Here is a 19,166-nt window from a genome sequence, read left to right as displayed (position 1 = left end):
CGTAGAACCAGAACTGTTCGGTAGCGCTATTCGGTTTCGGTTTCCGGGCGCGGCGTATGCGCTGCGTGCAGCCTGGCGATCAGTTGGTCTTCCAGGGCGAAGCGTTCGGTCAGACCCTTGGCGAGACGATCGAGCCAGGCGGGCAGGCGCGGCAGGAAATGCTGACAGCGAACCGGGGTCGAGAAGTCGGCGTCGAAGGCCAGCACCAGCTCGGTGGAGAGCTCCAGGCGCTCCAGCAGCTTGGCGGCGATTTCCAGCGCTTCGTGATCCTCGAAGGCGTTGGCCTCCTCACGCAGTTGAGGATAGATCTCGAAGTGGCCGGCGCTGATGTAATCCATCAGCAGCTCGCTGAAACGATCGATCTGGGGCTTGCCCACGGCCTCGAGCTCGGTATCGCAGGCCTCCTTGAGCTCGATGAAACTGACCAGCAGTTCACGGCGCTCGTCGAGCCAGCGATCGATCAACTGATGCACGCCACCCCAGCGTTCCCTGGCAGTCTTGCACTCTTCCAGCATGGTGAGCCTCCTTCCCCTGTGAAGCCGGTTGCAGCCCGGACCCTGCCGAACCCGAAACCCCAGACTCGCCCTTGCCAGCCTGAGTGTCAATCCTTGGTCGAGGGAAAAACGCACTTCAACGATTTACTTCAAGCTTGAAATTTTAAGCTTGAAGTATCTCCCCGGCGGGTCTAGCCTGATATCAACTACAACAACCAAACGGTTCCGCCTCATGAGAATCGCCTGCCTGGGCGGCGGCCCCGCCGGCCTCTACTTCGCCATCAGCATGAAGCGCCGCGACCCGGCGCACGAGATCGTGGTGATAGAGCGCAACCGTCCCGACGACACCTTCGGCTGGGGCGTGGTGCTCTCCGACGAGACCCTGGACAACCTGGCCGCCAACGATGCCGTGAGTGCTGCGCGCATCCGCGAGCACTTCGCCTACTGGGACGACATCGCCGTGATCCACGACGGCGTCAAGACCGTCTCCACCGGTCATGGCTTCTGCGGTATCGGCCGTCGCCAACTGCTGTTGCTGCTGCAGGCGCGCGCCCGGGAGCTCGACATCGAGCTGCGTTTCGAGAGTGACGTGCCCGAAGCCGCCATCGACGAACTGCGCCGCGAGTTCGACCTGGTGCTGGCCGCCGACGGCCTCAACTCGCGCACCCGTCAGCGCTATGCCGAGCACTTCCAGCCCGACATCGACGTGCGTGCCTGCAAGTTCGTCTGGCTCGGCACTCACCAGACCTTCAACGACGCCTTCACCTTCATCTTCGAGAAGACCGAGCACGGCTGGGTGTGGGCTCACGCCTACCAGTTCGACGCCGATACCGCGACCTTCATCGTCGAGTGCAGCGAAGCCACCTGGCGCGCCTTCGGCTTCGGCGAGATGAGCCAACAGGCGTCCATCGCGGTATGCGAGCGCATCTTCGCCAGGCACCTCGACGGCCACACGCTGATGAGCAATGCCAACCACATTCGCGGCTCGGCATGGATCAACTTCCCCCGGGTGCTGTGCGCGCGCTGGAGCTTCGACAACGTGGTGCTGATGGGCGATGCCGCCGCCACCGCCCACTTTTCCATCGGTTCGGGCACCAAGCTGGCGCTAGAGAGCGCCATCGCGTTGGCCGACTACCTGCACAGCGAGCCCGACATGGCCAGCGCCTTCGCCCGCTACGAGGAGGAGCGCCGCCTGGAGGTGCTGCGCCTGCAGTCGGCGGCGCGCAACTCCACCGAGTGGTTCGAGCAGGTGGAGCGCTACCTGGACCTCGACCCGGTGCAGTTCAACTACTCGCTGCTGACCCGCTCCCAGCGCATCAGCCACGAGAACCTGCGCCTGCGCGACCCGGCCTGGCTCGAGAGTGCCGAGCGCTGGTTCCAGGCCCGAGCCGGCAACGAGGGCAGTGCACGGGCGCCGATGTTCGCCCCCTACCGGCTGCGCGACATGCGGCTCGTCAACCGGGTGGTGGTCTCGCCCATGGCCCAGTACAAGGCGGTGGACGGTTGCCCCAGCGACTGGCACTTCGTGCACTACGCCGAGCGCGCCAAGGGCGGCGCCGGGCTGGTCTACACCGAGATGACCTGCGTCTCGCCGGAGGGCCGTATCACCCCCGGCTGCCCGGGACTCTACACTGCCGAGCACGAGGCAGCATGGAAGCGGTTGTGCGACTTCGTCCACGCCGAGACGCCGGCCAAGCTGTGCGCCCAGATCGGCCACTCCGGACCCAAGGGCTCGACCCAGCTCGGCTGGCAGGAGATGGACGCGCCGCTCGCCGAGGGCAACTGGCCGATCATGGCGGCCTCCGCCGTGCCGTGGTCGGCGCGCAACCAGGTGCCCAGGGCCATGGTTCGCGCCGACATGGAGCGGGTGCGCGACGAGTTCGTCGCCGCCGCCCGCATGGCCGAGCGCGCCGGCTTCGACATGCTCGAGGTGCATGCCGCCCACGGCTACCTTCTCTCCTCGTTCATCACGCCGCTGACCAACCGCCGCGACGACGAGTACGGCGGTTCGCTCGAGAACCGCATGCGCTATCCGCTGGAGGTGATCCGCGCAGTGCGCGCCGCCTGGCCGGCCCACAAGCCGCTCTCGGTGCGCATCTCGGCCAACGACTGGGTCGGCGACGAGGGCGTCACCCCCGATGAGGCGGTCGAGATCGCCCGCCTGCTCCAGGCCGTCGAGGTCGACATCGTCGACGTCTCCGCCGGGCAGACCTCGACCCGGGCCAAGCCGCAGTACGGGCGCATGTTCCAGACGCCCTTCTCGGATCGCATCCGCAACGAGACCGGCATGGCCACCATGGCGGTGGGCAACATCTACCAGGCCGACCACGTCAACTCGATCCTGATGGCCGGCCGCGCCGACCTGGTGTGCCTGGCCCGCCCGCACCTGGCCGACCCCTACTGGACGCTGCATGCCGCCGCCGGCATCCAGGATGGCGAATGCGAGTGGCCGGCCCCCTATGGTGCCGGGCGCGATCAATTGCAACGCCTGGCCGAGCGCGGCGAGGGGTGGGTGTGACCATGAGCACCACCCTGCCCCCCCTCGACGGCAAGCGCGCGGTGATCACCGGCGGCGGCAGCGGCATCGGTGCCGACATGGCGCTGGCCTTCGCCGAGGCCGGCGCGAAGGTGACCATCACCGGGCGCCGTATCGCTGCGCTCGACGCCTTGGCCGAACGCCATCCCAACATCGCTACCGCTGTCGCCGACGTAACCCGCGAGGCCGATATGGTCGCCCTGTTCGAGCGCCTGGGCGAGGTCGATATCGTGATCGCCAACGCCGGGGCCGCCGAGAGCGCGCCGCTGGCCAGAACCGGGCTCGATCAGTGGCAGCGCATGCTCGACGTCAACCTGACCGGCGTGTTCCTGACCCTGCGCGAGGGCCTAAAGCACGTGCGCGACGGCGGCCGATTGATCGCCGTGGCCTCCACCGCCGGGCTCAAGGGCTACCCCTACGTGGCGCCCTACTGCGCCGCCAAGCACGGCGTGGTGGGCCTGGTACGCGCCCTGGCCCAGGAAGTGGCGGGACGCGACATCACTGTCAACGCACTGTGTCCCGGCTTCACCGAGACCCCGCTGCTGGAAGAGAGCATCGCCACCATCGTCGCCAAGACCGGGCAGACGGCGGAGCAGGCCCGCGCCCACCTGCAGTCGACCAACCCCAGCGGCCGGCTGATCCAGCCCGCCGAGGTCACCGCCACCGCGCTGTGGCTGTGCGGCCCGCACAGTAGCGCCATCCATGGCCAGGCGATCTCCATTTCGGGAGGCGAGACATGAGCGCACCAAAGGCAAAATCCGACGCCCTGAGCAAGGAGCGCCTGCGCCTGTGGCTGCGCATGCTCAGAGTGACCCGTCAGGTGGAAGCGGCGCTGCGCGAGAAGCTGCGCCTGGAGTTCGACTCCACCCTGCCGCGCTTCGACGTCATGGCCGCGCTCTATCGCGACCGCGAGGGGCTGAAGATGAACGAGCTCTCCAAGCGGCTGCGCGTCTCCAACGGCAACGTCACCGGTATCGTCGACCGCCTGGCCGAGGACGGCCTGGTGGAGCGCATCGCCATCGAAGGGGACCGCCGCGCCACCCTGGTACGCCTCACCTCCGCCGGCTGTGATGCCTTCACCGTCATGGCCGAGGCCCACGAGGGCTGGGTCGACGAACTGCTGGATGGCGTCGATGCCGAGGATGCCCACCACATCGGCGAGCTGCTGCACCGCTTGCCGGCCGACACGGGAGCACGACCATGAAACTGGCCGACCTGACGCCCAGGCATTTCCTGTGGCGCATGGAGGGCGAAGTGGCGGTGATCCGCCTCGACCGCCCCGAACGCAAGAATCCGCTTACCTTCGACAGCTACGCCGAGCTGCGCGACACCTTTCGCAATCTGGTCTATGCCGAGGACGTCAAGGCCGTGGTGTTCGCCGCCAACGGCGGCAACTTCTGCTCCGGCGGCGACGTCCACGAAATCATCGCCCCGCTGGTAGGACGTGACATGAAGGGGCTGCTCGAATTCACCCGCATGACCGGCGACCTGGTCAAGGCAATGATCCACTGCGGCAAGCCGGTGATCAGCGCGGTGGACGGCGTCTGCGTCGGCGCCGGCGCCATCATCGCCATGGCCTCGGACATTCGCTTCGCCACGCCTCGAGCCAGCACCGCCTTCCTCTTCACCCGGGTGGGCCTGGCCGGCTGCGACATGGGGGCCTGCGCCATGTTGCCGCGCATCATCGGCCAGGGCCGCGCCGCCGACCTGCTCTACAGCGGGCGCAGCATGAGCGCGGAAGAGGGCCATCAGTGGGGCTTCTACAATCGTCTGGTCGAGCCCGATGCGCTGGAAGCCGAGGCCATCGCCTACGCCACCCGTCTGGCTCAGGGCCCGACCTTTGCCCACGGCATCACCAAGACCCAGCTCAACCAGGAGTGGTCGATGAGCCTGGAGCAGGCCATCGAGGCCGAGGCCCAGGCCCAGGCGATCTGCATGCAGACCCGCGACTTCGAGCGCGCCTACCGCGCCTTCGCCGCCAAACAGAAGCCGGTCTTCGAGGGGGATTGATGAGCGATACGAGCTTTCTCGACTGGCCCTTCTTCGAGGCCCGCCATCGCGACCTGGCCAAGCGCCTGGAAGCATGGTGCCAGCGCGAGTTGCCCCGCGACCACGCCGACGTCGACGCTACCTGCATCCAGCTGGTGCGCGACCTGGGTCGGGCGGGCTTCCTCGAGGGCACTGCGGGGGACGCCATCGACGTACGCAGCCTGTGTCTGATCCGTGAAACCCTGGCCCGCCACGACGGCCTGGCCGACTTCGCCTTCGCCATGCAGGGGCTCGGCACCGGGGCCATCAGCCTGTTCGGCAGCGCCGAGCAAAAGCAGTGGCTGGACAGGACCCGCCGCGGCGAGGCGCTGGCCGCCTTCGCCCTTAGCGAGCCGCGCTCGGGCTCCGACGTGGCCCAGTTGGATACTACCGCCGAGCGCGACGGCGACGGTTACCGCATCAACGGCGAGAAGACCTGGATTTCCAACGGCGGCATCGCCGATGTGTACACCCTGTTCGCCCGCACCGGCGAGGGGCCGGGGGCCAAGGGGCTCTCCTGCTTCCTGGTGCCGGCCGACACGCCGGGGCTCGAAATCCGCGAACGGCTCGAGACCATCTCGCCCCACCCGCTGGCCCGGCTCGGCTTCGCCGACATGCGCCTGCCGGCCAGCGCCATGATCGGCCAGCCCGGCCAGGGCTTTCGCATCGCCATGGCGGTGCTCGACGTGTTCCGCTCCACGGTGGGCGCCGCCGCCCTGGGCTTCGCCCGCCGCGCGCTGGACGAGTCGCTGGACCGGGCCAGGAACCGCGAGCTGTTCGGCGCCAGCCTGGCCGACCTGCAGATGGTGCAGGGCCACCTGGCGGAGATGGCGCTGGACGTGGACGCCGCCGCGCTGCTGGTCTATCGCGCCGCCTGGACCAAAGACATGGGCGCCGAGCGGGTCACCCGCGAAGCGGCCATGGCCAAGCTCTACGCCACCGACCGCGCTCAGCAGGTGATCGACCAGGCGGTGCAGCTGCACGGCGGCGACGGCGTGCGCAAGGGCCACATCGTCGAGAGCCTGTATCGCGAGATCCGCGCGCTGCGCATCTACGAAGGCGCCTCGGACGTGCAGAAGGTGGTGATCGCCCGCAGCGCACTGGCGGAGAACCGACCGGGCACGAACTGAGCAAACGAAACAAGACCAATAACCAAAGCGACGAGACACGCCAGCCAGACCCGTATCCCCTGTCGACGCTTCGGCGCCGAACAACAACAACGACGTACGGAGAATGGTCATGAACGCACCGTCGGCTCACGCCGATACCTTTGCCCGGGACAACCTGCCTCCCGTGCATGAATGGCCCGAGCTCAGGCTCGACGGCTTCGACTATCCCGAGCGGCTCAACGCCGCGGTGGAGCTCTGCGACCGCTGGCTCGAGCGTGGCCATGGCGAACGCGTGGCGCTGATCGGCAACGGCCGACGACGCAGCTACCGCGAGCTTGCCGAGTGGAGCAACCGCCTGGCCCACGCCCTGGTGGAAGAGCTCGGCGTGCGCCCCGGCAACCGGGTGCTGATCCGCTCGGCCAACAACCCGGCCATGGTCGCCTGCTGGCTGGCCGCGACCAAGGCCGGCGCGGTGGTGGTCAACACCATGCCGATGCTGCGCGCGAGCGAACTGACCCAGATCGTCGACAAGGCCGAGATCGCTCTGGCCCTGTGCGATACCCGCCTGCTCGACGAGCTCGAGGCCTGCGCCGCCGGGAGCGCCTTCCTGAAGCGAGTGGTCGGCTTCGACGGCACGGCCAACCACGATGCCGAACTCGACCGACTGGCGCTGGACAAGCCCACCGAGTTCGAGGCGGTCGCCACCGCCGCCGACGATGTCGCCCTGCTCGGCTTCACCTCCGGCACCACCGGCCAGCCCAAGGCCACCATGCACTTCCATCGCGATCTGCTGATCATCGCCGACGGCTACGCCCGCGAAGTGCTGCAAGTGAGTGCGGACGACGTCTTCGTCGGCTCGCCGCCGCTGGCCTTCACCTTCGGCCTCGGCGGGCTGGCCATCTTCCCGCTGCGCTTCGGCGCCAGCGCAGTGCTGCTGGAGAAGGCCACGCCGCCCAACATGATGGAGATCATCCGCGAGCATCGTGCCACCGTCGTATTTACTGCCCCCACCGCCTATCGCACCATGCTCGCCTCGCTCGAAAGCGGCGAGGAACTCGACAGCCTGCGCCTGGCGGTCTCGGCCGGCGAAACGTTGCCGGCACCGATCTACCATGAATGGATCGAGAAGACCGGCAAGCCGATCCTCGACGGCATCGGGGCCACGGAGATGCTGCACATCTTCATCTCCAACCATCTGGACGACCATCGCCCGGCCTGCACCGGCAAGCCGGTAGCCGGCTACGAGGCCAAGGTCGTCGATGCCGAGATGAACGAGCTGCCCCGCGGCGAAGTGGGACGCTTGGCGGTGCGCGGCCCCACGGGCTGTCGCTATCTGGACGATGCACGTCAACGCAAGTACGTGATCAACGGTTGGAACATCACCGGTGATGCCTTCGTTCAGGACGAGGAGGGCTACTTCCACTTCGCCGCCCGCAACGACGACATGATCGTCTCGGCGGGTTACAACATTGCCGGTCCCGAGGTGGAAGCCGCCCTGCTGGCCCACGAGGCGGTGGCGGAGTGTGCCGTAATCGGCGCACCGAGTGGAGAGCGTGGGCAAATCGTCGAGGCCTTCGTGGTACTGTCTCCCGGGGTCGAGCCGGATGCCGAGTGCGTCGAGCGCTTGCAGACGTTCGTCAAGCAGCGCATCGCCCCCTACAAGTATCCGCGTTCGGTGCGCTTCGTCGAGGCGCTGCCGAAGACGGCCACCGGCAAGGTGCAGCGCTTCCGGCTGCGTCAGGAGCACTATCCAGACCGTAGCGGGCCGGACAGTGGCGGGCCAGACGATGGAAGGCCAGACAGCGGGAAGCGGCCCGGCAGTGGAGCGGCTTGAAGGCGGAGATCGGCCCGACAGCCATGGCTGACAGGCCAACATGACGAGGCGCTGGACACGCTGCGCCGAAGAGACAAAAACGAGAACGAAGAGGGTTATCCCCATGAAGAGACTAGCCAGCCTTGGCCTCGGCCTGCTGATGACCGCCGGCATGACGGCGGCCCAGGCCGATGAGGTCAGAATCGGCATGATCACCACGCTCTCCGGTGGCGGTTCGCACCTGGGCGTGGACGTACGCGACGGCTTCATGCTGGCCATGGAGCGCTCGGGGCGCGATGACGTGCGCGTGTTGATCCAGGACGACGCCAACCGCCCCGACCTGGCCCGCAGCCTGTCCAACGAGTTCATGCAGCGCGACAACGTCGACATCCTCACCGGCATCATCTGGTCCAATCTGGCCATGGCGGTGGTGCCCGCGGCGGTGCGCCAGGGCACCTTCTACATCTCCCCCAACGCCGGGCCTTCCGATCTGGCCGGGCGTATGTGCCACGAGAACTACTTCAACGTCGCCTATCAGAACGACAACCTGCACGGGGCCATGGGCGCCTACATGCGCGAACAGGGCTTCGAGCGGCCCATCCTGCTGGCGCCCAACTACCCCGCCGGCACCGATGCCCTGGCTGGCTTCAAGCACCTCTACGAAGGTGAAGTGGTCGACGAGATCTACACCCAGATGGGCCAGACGGACTACGCCGCCGAGATCGCCCAGATTCGCGCCAGCAACGCAGACAGTCTGTTCTTCTTCCTACCGGGCGGCATGGGCATCTCGTTCATGAAGCAGTGGGAGAATTCCGGCGTCGAGTTGCCGGTGTTCGGCGCCGCCTTCTCCTTCGACGAGACCATCATCAAGGCAGTGGGCAGCGCCGCCATCGGCGCCATGAACACCTCGCTGTGGGCCTACGATCTCGACAACGAGGCCAACCACGCCTTCGTCGAGGCGTTCCGTGAGGCCTACGGCCGCACGCCGACGCTGTATGCCGCCCAGGGCTACGACACCGCCAACCTGATCCTGAGCGCGCTGGACAAGGCCCACCCGAGCGATCAGGATGCCTTCCGCGAAGCCCTGCGCGAAGCCGATTTCGACACGGTGCGCGGCAAATTCCGTTTCGGCCCCAACCACCATCCGATCCAGGACATCTACGTACGCGAGGTGGTCGAGGGTGACGACGGCCAGCCCACCAACCGTCTGATTGGCATCGCCGTGGAGGACATCCAGGACATCTATCACGAACAGTGCCAGATGTGACCCGGCGCGGCCGGCCCCTCTCGGACCGGCCGTGCTTTCACCAACCCGTGCAGCGCTGCGTAAAGCACCTAGCGGCCTGAAGCGCCGAGCTTCGTGCAGCGTTGCTCCAAGCCTGACGATCTCATGACACTATTCATCGAACAGCTCATCAACGGCCTTCAGCTCGGTACCATGCTGTTCCTGATGGCCAGCGGCCTGACCCTGGTGTTCGGGGTCATGGGGCTGATCAATCTGGCCCATGGCTCATTCTACATGGTGGGCGCCTACGCCACGGCGCTGGTGACCGCCGCCACCGGCTCCTTCTTCGTCGGCCTGGCCGCGGGCATCGCCGTGGCCGCCGCGGTGGGCGCGCTGGTGGAGCTGATCGTGATCCGCCGGCTCTATCACCGTCCGCACCTCGACCAGGTACTGGCCACCTTCGCCCTGATCCTGATCTTCTCGGAAGGTACGCGCTGGCTGTTCGGCTCCTCGCCGCTTTGGCTCAACCCGCCGGCCATGCTGGCAGGCTCGGTCACCCTGCCCGGCGGGCTGCGCTACCCCATCTACCGGCTGGTGATCATCGCCGTGGGCGTGGCCGTGGCGGTGGGCATGTACTTCCTGATCACCCGTACCCGGCTCGGCATGCGCATCCGTGCCGGCGAGAGCGACCGCGAGATGATCGGCGCCCTGGGCGTCAACATCGCCCGGCTCTACACCCTGGTGTTCGCCATGGGCGCGGCGCTGGCCGGCCTGGCCGGCGCCATGGTCGGCGCCCTGCAGTCGGTGCAGGTGGGCATGGGCGAGCCGGTGCTGATCCTGGCCTTCGTGGTGATCGTGATCGGCGGCATCGGCTCGATCAAGGGCGCGCTCTACGGCGCCATCCTGGTCGGCGTGGTGGATACCCTGGGGCGGGTGTTCCTGCCCGCCTTCTTCCGCCAGTTCATGAGCCCCTCGGAGGCCGCCGGCGTCGGCTCGGCCATCGCCGCCATGCTGATCTACATCATGATGGCCGCCATCCTCGCCTTCAAACCCAAGGGACTGTTTGCCGCCAATGAATAAGTCCGATACCTCGACGCTCGCGCCCCAGCCGGGGCTGCCGACACCGGCGGCCAGCTGGTACGACCGCAAGGGGCTGGTGCAGATCGGCCTGCTGGCCTTCCTGCTGCTGGCGCCCCTGGCGCTCTATTTCCTCGGCCACATCTACTACGTCAATCTGGCCTCGCGCATCACCCTGATCGCCATGGCCGCGGTGGGCCTCAATCTGGCCATCGGCTACGGCGGCATGATCAGCTTCGGCCACGCCGCCTACTTCGGTCTGGGCGGCTACGTGGCCGGCATCAGCGCCTATCATGCCTTCGATTTCACCCCGGTGATCGGCTGGCCCATCGCCATTCCCGGCAGCGACAGCATGCTGGTGATCTGGCTCGCGGCGATCCTGCTGTGCGGGCTGCTGGCGCTGGCCATCGGTGCCATCTCGCTGCGCACCACCGGGGTCTACTTCATCATGATCACCCTGGCCTTCGCCCAGATGATGTACTACTTCGCCAACTCCTGGCCCACCTACGGCGGCGAGGACGGCCTGCCGATCTTCCTGCGCAACGGCCTGCCGTGGGTCGACACCAACGACGCCCTGACCTTCTTCCTGATCTGCTTCGGCGGACTGGTGCTCTCGCTCGCCCTCACCTCGCGGATCATGAAGTCGCGCTTCGGCGCCGCCCTCACCATGGCGCGGCTCAACGACACGCGCCTGGCCACCGCCGGGATCTCGCCCTACCCCATCCGCCTGGTCGCCTTCGTCATCTCGGCGATGATCACCGGGCTGGCCGGAGCGCTGTACGCCGATCTGAACGGCTTCGTCAGCCCTACCATGCTCAGCTGGCACATGTCGGGCGAGCTGATGGTGATCGTGATACTCGGCGGCGTGGGCCGGCTCTACGGACCGCTGGCCGGCGCGCTGCTGTTCGTGATGATGGAGACCCTGCTGGGCGGCATGACCGAGTACTGGCAGCTGTTCCTCGGCCTGGTGCTGCTGTTCGTGGTGCTGTTCGCCAAGCATGGCGTGATGGGCTGGCTGGCCGGGAGGGAGCGTCATGAGTGAAGCCGTGCTCGAACTCATCGATCTCAACAAGCGCTTCGGCGCCCTGCAGGCGACCCGCGACGTCTCGCTGGATCTGTACCCCGGCGAGATCCATGCCCTGATCGGTCCCAACGGCGCCGGCAAGTCGACCCTGATCGGCCAGATCGCCGGCAGCCTGAAACCCGACTCCGGCCGTATCGTGCTGGCCGGTCAGGAGATCACCTCACTCAGCGTGGCCCAGCGGGCCCGACTGGGGCTGGGGCGCAGCTTTCAGGTCTCGTCGCTGGCCGAGCCGCTGTCGGTGAAGCGCAACGTGATGATCGCCGTACAGGCGCTGCAGGGCCACAGCTTCCGCTTCTGGAAACCGGTGCAGCGCGACGAAAGCCTGCTGGCCCCGGCGCTGGAAGCACTGGAGCGCATGGCGCTCACCCACCGTGCCGACACCCAGGTGGCCGAACTCTCCCACGGCGAGCGCCGCCAGGTCGAGGTGGCCTGCGCGCTGGCACTCAAGCCCCGGGTACTGTTGCTCGACGAACCCATGGCCGGGCTCGGGCCGGAGGGCACGGCACACCTCACCGAGCTGCTCGAGGCGCTCAAGCTCGAGGTACCGATCCTGCTGATCGAGCACGACATGGACGCCGTGTTCCGCCTGGCCGACCGCATCTCGGTGCTGGTGGCCGGCGGCGTGATCGCCCAGGGCGACAGCGCCGCGATCCGCGCCAACCCGCAAGTCCGCGAAGCCTATCTGGGAGAGGCGACATGCTGAACGTCACCGCGATCGAGACCTTCTACGGCCCCTCCCAGGCGCTGTTCGGCGTCGACCTGAGCGTTCGGGCCGGCGAGATGATGGCACTGATGGGGCGCAACGGCATGGGCAAGACCACCACCATCCGCTCCATCTTCGGCCTCACCCCGGCACGCAGCGGCAGCATCACCTTCGAGTCGCAGGATCTGCGGCGCCTGCCGTCGTATCGCATCGCCCAGGCCGGCCTCGGTCTGGTGCCGGAGGGGCGGCGCTGCTTCCCCAACCTTTCGGTGCGCGAGAACCTGGTGGTCACGGCGCGTCCCGGCTACTGGAGCCTGGCGCGGGTGGAGAAGCTCTTCCCCCGCCTGGCCGAGCGGCGCACCCAGATGGCGCGCACCCTCTCCGGCGGCGAGCAGCAGATGCTCGCCATCGGTCGCGCGTTGATGACCAACCCCAGGTTGCTGGTGCTCGACGAAGCCACCGAGGGTCTCGCCCCGGTGATCCGTCAGGAGATCTGGGCCGCCATTCGCGAGCTCAAGACCCAGGGGCAATCCACCCTGATCGTCGACAAGTCGCTGGCCGAGCTGCTGCCGGTGGCCGACCGCTGCACCATCCTGGAGAAAGGACGCACGGTGTGGACGGGAGAGCCGGCCGCACTCGACGACGGTCTGCGCGACCGTTACCTGGGCGTCTGAGAGGAAGCCGCCATGCCATTCGTCACTCAGCGCAAGGTGCGCTTCCAGCACTGCGACCCGGCAGGCATCGTGTTCTATCCGCGCTACTACGAGATGCTCAACTCGGTGGTGGAGGACTATTTCGCCGAATCGGTGGGCCACGACTTCAATCGGCTCCACGTGGAGAGCCGTACCGGCGTGCCCACGGCGCATATCGAGACCGACTTCCATGCCCCCAGCCGGTTGGGCGACACGCTCACCTTCGAGCTCACGCTGCGTGACGTCGGCCGCACCAGCCTGACCCTGCGCACTGTGGCCCACTGCAACGGCGAACCGCGCCTGACCTGCCATTCCACCCTGGTATTCGTCGACCTGGCCAGTGGCCGCCCCCTGCTCTGGCCCGATGACATGCGCCGGCACTTCGCCAAGGACTGCCAACAAGGATCTCAAGATGAATGACGCCAACTTGCACCAGTTGCTTCACCCCTCTCACTGGAAAGCTGCCGTGGGCTACGCCAACGGCGTGCTGGCCACCGGCCGTACGATCTTCGTCGGCGGTCAGATCGGCTGGAACGGCGATCAGGTCTTCGAGAGCGACGACTTCGTCGCCCAGGTGCATCAGGCACTGACCAATATCGTCGAGGTATTGAAGGAAGCCGACGCCGGCCCCCAGCACCTGGTGCGGCTGACCTGGTACGTCACCGACAAACAGGAGTATCTGTCCCGGCTCAAGGAGGTGGGTGCCGCCTATCGCGAGGTGGTGGGCAAGCACTTCCCGGCCATGACCATGGTCCAGGTAGCCGACCTGATCGAGGATCGAGCCAAGGTGGAGATAGAAGCGACCGCCGTCATCCCCAGCGCCTGATCAGCCGCCGTGAAAGGCCGCGATACGCTGCACGAAGCGCCCGCCCGGCACGTAGTGGTCGAGAATGGTGAAGTGATCGTCGCCGGGCGAGAGCTCGGCGCTCACCGCCATGCCCTGGGCCTCGAGGTGCTCGGCGTGGGCATGCATCTGACGGGCGAACTCCGTGGACTCCTCGCCGCCCGCGACCAGATGCACCGGCGCGGCTACCCGACAGGGCTGGAACAGCGGACTGTAGTCGGTGACGTCGCGGCCGGTGAGCTGCAGCTTGGGCTGCAGCCACGACCAGGGAAAGGGCCGCAGGTCATAGAGCCCGCTGACGCACAGGGCGCCTTCGAGCAGGTCGTCGGGCAGGCCGTACACGCCTTGCCAGTCGGTGGCCAGCAGCATGGCGGTCAGGTGGCCGCCGGCGGAGTGGCCCGAGACGCTCAGTCGTGAAGGATCGACGCCCAGCGAGGCACCATGGCGATAGGCCCACGCCACCGCGGCGCGCGCCTGCCTCACCACTTCGCCGAACGCCACCGTGGGGCACAGCGCATAGTTCACCACAGCCACGCTGATGCCCGCCTCTAGCAGACCCTCGGCCACGAAGCCGAATTCCCGATGGCCCAGCGAGCGCCAGTAACCGCCGTGGAAGAACAGGTGCAGCGGCGCACCCTCGGCCTCGGCGTGGTAGACGTCCATGCATTCGGCCAGGGTCGGCCCGAAGGCGAGGTTCTCGGTGACGCGGCAGCGCTTGCGCAGCGCGTCGCTGCGTGCCTGCCAATCGCCAAGCAGCGCGGCCGGGTCGCGGCCGCGCATGGGATCGTACTCCCGGTCGATGGCTTCCTGGGTGGTGAAGTCCCGGTAGAGCATGCGTTTCCTTGTTCTTGTTGTGTCATTTTGCCCCGGTCACGCCGGGCGGTGGCTGCCGTTCAGGCTCGAGCGAGGCTGGCGAAAGGCGCCGAGCAGGATGCCCAGGGGCGCCACGGCCAGGATCACGAAGCCGATCAGCGTCCAGCCCGGCAGCGAGATGCCCATCAAGAGGAAATCGATCTCGGCGCACTCGCCGGAGCCGGAGAGCACCATGGCGACCACGTCACGCATGGGCAGGATGTCCATCATGTAGTCGAGACCGGGCCCGCAGCTCGGCACCTGGTCCGGCGGCAGCGACTGCAGCCACAGGTGGCGCCAGGCCACGCCGATGCCGCCCAGCACCGCGGCAAGCGACAGACCGCCGTAGAGCGCAGCGCCGACTCGCCCACGGGGGTTGTGGATGGCGGCCACGAGGAACACCGCCGCCGCCGCCAGCACGGCGACCCGCTGGAAAATGCACAGCGGACAGGGCTCGAGCCCGCCGATGTGCTCCAGGCCCAGCGCGACGCCCATCATCAAGGCGCAGAAGGCCAGCCCGGCCAGGCTCCACTGGCGCACGGAGAGGCGCCGCAAGGTATCGGGCATCATCTGCCTCCCTGACTCGCCATGGCCACCCGGGGTTCGCGGGCGCTGGCGAAGTACTCATCGAGAAATGCGTCGAAGTGCACCGTATCGGCGTCTTCGATATCGCGTTGCTGCTGATGCGAAGTACCGACCAGCTGTTCGAAGTTGGCCGCTCGTGCCGGCTCGATGGGTTCCCGACGAAACCGCTCGGCATGCTCGCCGGCGATGGCCAGGCAGGCCTCGATGAACTCCTCGCCGGTCGACTCCAGCCGCGCCAGCAGCCGGCCGGAGGGCGTCAGCGACGGGTCCTCGAGCCAGGGGGCCAGCGCCGCCACGGCGTCCACATGGGGCGTGCCCTGCTCCAGTGAATCGAGCAGTTCGGCGGCCTGAGCGATCTCGGCGAAGATCTCTCCACCCCAATCGGCCACGCTGCGCTGCCGCCCGTTCTGCATCAGCCTGAGCTCGGGGTCGCGGCCGCGCTCGACGACCAGGCGCCGGTTGTCGTCAAGCCGGTCGCATTCGTCATCCGGAATCCAGGGGCTCTCGGCCAGCAGGCACCACACCAGGAAGGCGTCGATGAAGCGCAGCCGCGCCTCATCGATACCCAGCGGCAGGAAGGGGTCGAGATCGAGACAGCGTACCTCGATGTACTCGACGCCGCGCGCCTCCAGCGCCTGGCTCGGCGTCTCGTCGTGACGGGTGACGCGCTTGGGCCGGATGTCGCTGTAGTACTCGTTCTCGATCTGCAGGATGTTGGCATTGAGCTGCTGCCAGTCGCTGCCGCGGCGCACTCCCAATGCCTCGTAGGCGGGCCACGGCGTCTGGATGGCATGGCGCAGCGTACCGACATAATTGGACAGCGAGTTGAAGCAGATCTTCAACTGCGCCTGCACCTTGTTCTGGTAGCCCAGGTCGGACATGCGCAGGCTGGTGGCATAGGGCGACACCAGGGTATCGCGCCCGTGCGCGTGGAGCTTGTCGGGAATGTTGCCCTCGGGCAGGAAGCTGCGGTCGAGCGCCGGGGAGGCACCGAACAGGTAGAGCAGCAGCCAGCTGTGACGGCGGAAATTGCGGATCAGGCCGAAATAGCGGCTGGAGCGGTAGTCGTCGAGATCGACGTCGTGGGCCCCATCGCGCTCGCGCAGCAGCGTCCACAGCTCGTCGGGCAGCGAGACGTTGTAGTGAATACCGGCAATGGCCTGCATGATGCGGCCGTAGCGCACGTCGAGCCCCTTGCGGTAGACGTGCTTCATTGTCCCCACGTTGGAGCTGCCGTAGTCGGCGATGGTCACGCTGTCGTTGCCGTCGAGCCTGGCCGGCATGCTGGCCGGCCAGATCAGCTCCTCGCCCAGGTGGCGATAGCTGAAGCGGTGCAGGTCGGCGAGGAAGTCGACGGCATCGCCGGGGCGGCAGTAGACCGGGGTGATGTACTCCAGCAGCGCCTCGGAGTAATCCGTGGTGATGTGCGGATGCGTCAGCTTGGAGCCCAGCGCATACGGGTGCGGCGTGGCGGCGATACGCCCCGTGCCATCGACCCGCAACCCCTCCTTCTCCAGGCCGCGGCGCAGGCGCCCGAAGCGACCCTGAGCCGCCAGCTCGGTGAGGCGTGTAACGGTAGCAGTGTAATTCTCAGACAAGGCGTGGACCCCGTGTCTAGGAGGCCTTCAACGGGCCTCTCGGTCGAAGCATGCCGGCCGCCCAGGACGGCCGAACACGCCAATGATGTCGAGAGTATGGCGACACAGGCGCCAGGATCAAGATTTGCCCTTTCTGGCCTTGAGCAGAGCCGCCCCCAGCGCACCCATCTGGTTGGGCTGAGACGGCTCGCGGGGCGCACTCTTGCGCGGCGCCTTGCCCTGACCGCCACGCCGTTCGCCCTGGCCAGCACGCGACGATCTGCCGCCCTCGGCCTCGCCCGGCTGATCGTCGAGCCGCATGGAGAGCCCGATGCGCGCGCGCTCGAGATCCACGCTCATTACCTTGACCTTGACGATGTCGCCGGCCTTGACCACCGAGCGCGGGTCCTCGACGAACTTGTCCGACAGCGCCGAGATGTGGACCAGGCCATCCTGGTGCACGCCGATGTCGACGAAGGCGCCGAAGTGGGTGACGTTGGTCACGCTGCCTTCGAGGATCATGCCCGGCTCCAGGTCCTGGAGCGTCTCCACCCCCTCGCGGAACTCGGCGGCCTTGAACTCGGGGCGTGGGTCGCGGCCCGGCTTGTCGAGCTCCTTGAGAATGTCGCTGATGGTCGGCACACCGAAACGCTCGTCGGCGAACTCGGCGGGCTTGACCGTCTTCAGCGTGGCGCTGTCGCCGATCAGGCTCGCCACCGGGCGGCCGCTGCGGCTGGCGATGCGCTCCACCACCGGGTACGCCTCCGGGTGCACGGCGCTGGCATCGAGCGGATTGTCGCCGTTCATGATGCGCAGGAAGCCGGCGCACTGTTCGAAGGTCTTGGGACCCAGGCGGCTGACGTCGAGCAACTGCTGGCGACTCTTGAAGGCGCCCTCGACGTTGCGCCGGGCGACGATGGCCTCGGCCAGCGCCGGGTTGAGACCGGCCACCCTCGAGAGCAGCGCACTCGACGCCGTGTTGAGATCGACGCCGACGGCGTTGACGCAGTCCTCGATCACCGCTTCCAGGCTCTTCGACAGCTGCAGCTGCGAAACGTCGTGCTGATACTGACCCACGCCGATGGACTTGGGTTCGATCTTGACCAGCTCGGCCAGCGGATCCTGCAGGCGCCGGGCGATGGAGACCGCACCGCGGATGGTGACGTCGAGATCGGGCAGCTCCTTCGAGGCGTACTCCGAGGCGGAGTAGACCGAAGCGCCGGCCTCGCTGACCATCACCTTGGAGAGCTGTTTCTTGCCCCGCCCTTCTTGTGAAGAGAACAGCTTGAGCAGCTCGCCGGCCAGCCTGTCGGTCTCGCGGCTGGCCGTGCCGTTGCCCACGGCTATCAGTGCCACGTCGTGCTTCTCCACCAGCTTGGCCAGCAGCGCCAGGGACTCGGCCCAGGCATTGCGCGGCGCATGGGGGAAGATCGTGGCGTGTTCGAGGAACTGGCCGGTAGCGTCCACCACCGCCACCTTGCAGCCGGTGCGCAGGCCCGGGTCGATGGCAAGCGTCGCCTTCTGCCCCGCCGGGGCGGCCAGCAGCAAATCCTTGAGGTTGGCGGCGAAGACCTCGATGGCCTCGAGCTCGGCGCGCTCGCGCAGCCTTCCCATCAGCTCGGTTTCCAGGTGGGTGTAGAGCTTGACCCGCCAGGTCCAGCGCACCACGTCGGCCAGCCACTTGTCGGCGGCGCGGGCCTCGTCGCGGATGTCGAAGTGTCTGGCGATGGCCACCTGAGCCGGATGGACCGGCGCCTCGTCCTCGCCGGGCAGACGGATGGCCAGGGTCAGCACGCCCTCGTTGCGTCCGCGGAACATCGCCAGCGCGCGATGCGACGGCGTCTTGGCCAGCGCCTCGTCGTGCTCGAAGTAGTCGGAGAACTTGGCACCCTCGCGTTCCTTGCCGGCAATCACCCGGGCGCTGAGCTCGCCCTCGCTCCACAGCCGCTCACGCAGCGCGCCGACCAGCTCGGGATCCTCGGCAAAGCGCTCCATGAGAATCTGGCGCGCACCGTCCAGCGCCGCCTTGGCATCCTCGATGGCGGGGATGTCGCCCTCGGCGGGACGAAGATAGTTGGCGGCCTCGGCCTCGGGGTCGAGGGTGGGATCGGCCAGCAGCGCATCGGCCAGCGGCTCGAGGCCGGCCTCGCGGGCGATCTGCGCCTTGGTGCGGCGTTTCTTCTTGTACGGCAGGTAGAGGTCTTCCAGGCGCTGCTTGGTATCGGCAGCCTGGATCTGCCCGGCCAGCTCCGGCGTCAGCTTGCCCTGCTCGTCGATGGCGGCGAGCACGGCGGCACGGCGCTCCTCCAGCTCGCGCAGATAGCGCAGGCGTTCGTCGAGGTTGCGCAGTTGGGTGTCGTCGAGGCCACCGGTGACCTCCTTGCGGTAGCGGGCGATGAAGGGCACGGTGGCTCCGCCATCGAGCAGTTCCACGGTAGCGGAGACCTGCTGCGGGCGAACGGCGAGTTCCTCGGCGAGGCGCGAAATGATCCGGGTCGTGGCGTCCATGACTTCCTTGGTATTGCTACGGCGAAAGATCGCGCCAAG

At 67.4% G+C, this 19,166-nt stretch carries 18 protein-coding genes; 13 read left to right on the top strand and 5 right to left on the bottom strand.

The features are described from left to right. Window positions 1-26: 26 nt before the first annotated feature. Window positions 27-515: a sigma D regulator gene (gene rsd / locus C4S71_RS04375; RefSeq protein WP_103968318.1), complete on the bottom strand. Its 489-nt coding sequence runs from the start codon at window positions 513-515 to the stop codon at window positions 27-29. 211 nt (window positions 516-726) lie between these two features. Between rsd and C4S71_RS04370 the strand changes: the two genes are divergently transcribed. The 13 genes from C4S71_RS04370 to C4S71_RS04310 all read left to right on the top strand — a co-directional run bounded on the left by C4S71_RS04370 (window position 727) and on the right by C4S71_RS04310 (window position 13,587). Then, the gene (locus C4S71_RS04370; protein WP_103968317.1) at window positions 727-3,012 is read left to right on the top strand and encodes a bifunctional salicylyl-CoA 5-hydroxylase/oxidoreductase; all 2,286 of its coding nucleotides are present in this window, start codon (window positions 727-729) and stop codon (window positions 3,010-3,012) included. A 2-nt stretch (window positions 3,013-3,014) separates the two neighbouring features. Next, a complete protein-coding gene (locus C4S71_RS04365) occupies window positions 3,015-3,770 on the top strand; it encodes an SDR family NAD(P)-dependent oxidoreductase (protein ID WP_103968316.1) in 756 nt (251 codons plus the stop codon). After that, the gene (locus C4S71_RS04360) at window positions 3,767-4,234 is read left to right on the top strand and encodes a MarR family winged helix-turn-helix transcriptional regulator (RefSeq protein WP_103968315.1); all 468 of its coding nucleotides are present in this window, start codon (window positions 3,767-3,769) and stop codon (window positions 4,232-4,234) included. The genes C4S71_RS04365 and C4S71_RS04360 overlap by 4 nt, the downstream gene beginning before the upstream one ends. Then, on the top strand, window positions 4,231-5,040 hold the full coding sequence (locus C4S71_RS04355) for an enoyl-CoA hydratase family protein (protein ID WP_103968314.1): 810 nt from the start codon (window positions 4,231-4,233) through the stop codon (window positions 5,038-5,040). The genes C4S71_RS04360 and C4S71_RS04355 overlap by 4 nt, the downstream gene beginning before the upstream one ends. Then, entirely contained in the window at window positions 5,040-6,188 is a 1,149-nt protein-coding gene (locus C4S71_RS04350) for an acyl-CoA dehydrogenase family protein (RefSeq protein WP_103968313.1), read from the top strand. The genes C4S71_RS04355 and C4S71_RS04350 overlap by 1 nt, the downstream gene beginning before the upstream one ends. A gap of 109 nt (window positions 6,189-6,297) precedes the next feature. Next, window positions 6,298-8,001 carry a benzoate-CoA ligase family protein gene (locus C4S71_RS04345; RefSeq protein WP_235014189.1) on the top strand — a complete coding sequence of 568 codons (1,704 nt, stop codon included), beginning with the start codon at window positions 6,298-6,300 and terminating at the stop codon, window positions 7,999-8,001. A 103-nt stretch (window positions 8,002-8,104) separates the two neighbouring features. Next, the gene (locus tag C4S71_RS04340; protein ID WP_103968312.1) at window positions 8,105-9,247 is read left to right on the top strand and encodes an ABC transporter substrate-binding protein; all 1,143 of its coding nucleotides are present in this window, start codon (window positions 8,105-8,107) and stop codon (window positions 9,245-9,247) included. A 123-nt stretch (window positions 9,248-9,370) separates the two neighbouring features. After that, window positions 9,371-10,285 carry a branched-chain amino acid ABC transporter permease gene (locus C4S71_RS04335; protein WP_103968311.1) on the top strand — a complete coding sequence of 305 codons (915 nt, stop codon included), beginning with the start codon at window positions 9,371-9,373 and terminating at the stop codon, window positions 10,283-10,285. After that, window positions 10,278-11,324, top strand: coding sequence for a branched-chain amino acid ABC transporter permease (locus C4S71_RS04330; protein WP_086509450.1), 1,047 nt, complete (start codon window positions 10,278-10,280; stop codon window positions 11,322-11,324). Before C4S71_RS04335 ends, C4S71_RS04330 begins: the two co-directional genes overlap by 8 nt. Next, window positions 11,317-12,069 (top strand): ABC transporter ATP-binding protein, encoded by a 753-nt coding sequence (locus C4S71_RS04325; RefSeq protein WP_086509449.1) that lies wholly within the window; start codon window positions 11,317-11,319, stop codon window positions 12,067-12,069. The genes C4S71_RS04330 and C4S71_RS04325 overlap by 8 nt, the downstream gene beginning before the upstream one ends. Beyond that, on the top strand, window positions 12,063-12,743 hold the full coding sequence (locus C4S71_RS04320) for an ABC transporter ATP-binding protein (protein WP_086509448.1): 681 nt from the start codon (window positions 12,063-12,065) through the stop codon (window positions 12,741-12,743). The genes C4S71_RS04325 and C4S71_RS04320 overlap by 7 nt, the downstream gene beginning before the upstream one ends. A 12-nt stretch (window positions 12,744-12,755) precedes the next feature. Next, on the top strand, window positions 12,756-13,181 hold the full coding sequence (locus tag C4S71_RS04315) for an acyl-CoA thioesterase (protein WP_103968310.1): 426 nt from the start codon (window positions 12,756-12,758) through the stop codon (window positions 13,179-13,181). Further along, window positions 13,174-13,587 (top strand): RidA family protein, encoded by a 414-nt coding sequence (locus tag C4S71_RS04310; protein WP_086509446.1) that lies wholly within the window; start codon window positions 13,174-13,176, stop codon window positions 13,585-13,587. The genes C4S71_RS04315 and C4S71_RS04310 overlap by 8 nt, the downstream gene beginning before the upstream one ends. On the opposite strand, the gene C4S71_RS04305 is transcribed toward C4S71_RS04310, so the two are convergent. The 4 genes from C4S71_RS04305 to C4S71_RS04290 form a co-directional block, all read right to left on the bottom strand. Then, a complete protein-coding gene (locus C4S71_RS04305; RefSeq protein WP_103968309.1) occupies window positions 13,588-14,439 on the bottom strand; it encodes an alpha/beta hydrolase in 852 nt (283 codons plus the stop codon). It abuts the gene before it with no gap. A gap of 36 nt (window positions 14,440-14,475) precedes the next feature. Then, window positions 14,476-15,024, bottom strand: a complete 549-nt coding sequence (locus tag C4S71_RS04300) for a disulfide bond formation protein B (RefSeq protein ID WP_086509444.1) — start codon at window positions 15,022-15,024, stop codon at window positions 14,476-14,478. Continuing rightward, a complete protein-coding gene (gene gshA, locus C4S71_RS04295) occupies window positions 15,024-16,640 on the bottom strand; it encodes a glutamate--cysteine ligase (protein WP_086509443.1) in 1,617 nt (538 codons plus the stop codon). Before gshA ends, C4S71_RS04300 begins: the two co-directional genes overlap by 1 nt. A gap of 117 nt (window positions 16,641-16,757) precedes the next feature. Next, window positions 16,758-19,127, bottom strand: coding sequence for a Tex family protein (locus tag C4S71_RS04290; protein WP_103968308.1), 2,370 nt, complete (start codon window positions 19,125-19,127; stop codon window positions 16,758-16,760). Window positions 19,128-19,166: the final 39 nt, after the last annotated feature.

Origin of the sequence: Billgrantia desiderata (genome assembly GCF_900108215.1) — a bacterium.
Taxonomy (GTDB): Bacteria; Pseudomonadota; Gammaproteobacteria; order Pseudomonadales; family Halomonadaceae; genus Halomonas; species Halomonas desiderata.
Note: the sequence above shows the minus strand (reverse complement) of the source record. Positions and strands in the feature narration are given on the sequence as shown.

Coding starts and splice junctions, on each gene's coding strand:
- rsd (WP_103968318.1), bottom strand. CDS start 515: ATGCTGGAAGAGTGCAAGACTGCCAGGGAACGCTGGGGTGGCGTGCAT.
- C4S71_RS04370 (WP_103968317.1), top strand. CDS start 727: ATGAGAATCGCCTGCCTGGGCGGCGGCCCCGCCGGCCTCTACTTCGCC.
- C4S71_RS04365 (WP_103968316.1), top strand. CDS start 3,015: ATGAGCACCACCCTGCCCCCCCTCGACGGCAAGCGCGCGGTGATCACC.
- C4S71_RS04360 (WP_103968315.1), top strand. CDS start 3,767: ATGAGCGCACCAAAGGCAAAATCCGACGCCCTGAGCAAGGAGCGCCTG.
- C4S71_RS04355 (WP_103968314.1), top strand. CDS start 4,231: ATGAAACTGGCCGACCTGACGCCCAGGCATTTCCTGTGGCGCATGGAG.
- C4S71_RS04350 (WP_103968313.1), top strand. CDS start 5,040: ATGAGCGATACGAGCTTTCTCGACTGGCCCTTCTTCGAGGCCCGCCAT.
- C4S71_RS04345 (WP_235014189.1), top strand. CDS start 6,298: ATGAACGCACCGTCGGCTCACGCCGATACCTTTGCCCGGGACAACCTG.
- C4S71_RS04340 (WP_103968312.1), top strand. CDS start 8,105: ATGAAGAGACTAGCCAGCCTTGGCCTCGGCCTGCTGATGACCGCCGGC.
- C4S71_RS04335 (WP_103968311.1), top strand. CDS start 9,371: ATGACACTATTCATCGAACAGCTCATCAACGGCCTTCAGCTCGGTACC.
- C4S71_RS04330 (WP_086509450.1), top strand. CDS start 10,278: ATGAATAAGTCCGATACCTCGACGCTCGCGCCCCAGCCGGGGCTGCCG.
- C4S71_RS04325 (WP_086509449.1), top strand. CDS start 11,317: ATGAGTGAAGCCGTGCTCGAACTCATCGATCTCAACAAGCGCTTCGGC.
- C4S71_RS04320 (WP_086509448.1), top strand. CDS start 12,063: ATGCTGAACGTCACCGCGATCGAGACCTTCTACGGCCCCTCCCAGGCG.
- C4S71_RS04315 (WP_103968310.1), top strand. CDS start 12,756: ATGCCATTCGTCACTCAGCGCAAGGTGCGCTTCCAGCACTGCGACCCG.
- C4S71_RS04310 (WP_086509446.1), top strand. CDS start 13,174: ATGAATGACGCCAACTTGCACCAGTTGCTTCACCCCTCTCACTGGAAA.
- C4S71_RS04305 (WP_103968309.1), bottom strand. CDS start 14,439: ATGCTCTACCGGGACTTCACCACCCAGGAAGCCATCGACCGGGAGTAC.
- C4S71_RS04300 (WP_086509444.1), bottom strand. CDS start 15,024: ATGCCCGATACCTTGCGGCGCCTCTCCGTGCGCCAGTGGAGCCTGGCC.
- C4S71_RS04290 (WP_103968308.1), bottom strand. CDS start 19,127: ATGGACGCCACGACCCGGATCATTTCGCGCCTCGCCGAGGAACTCGCC.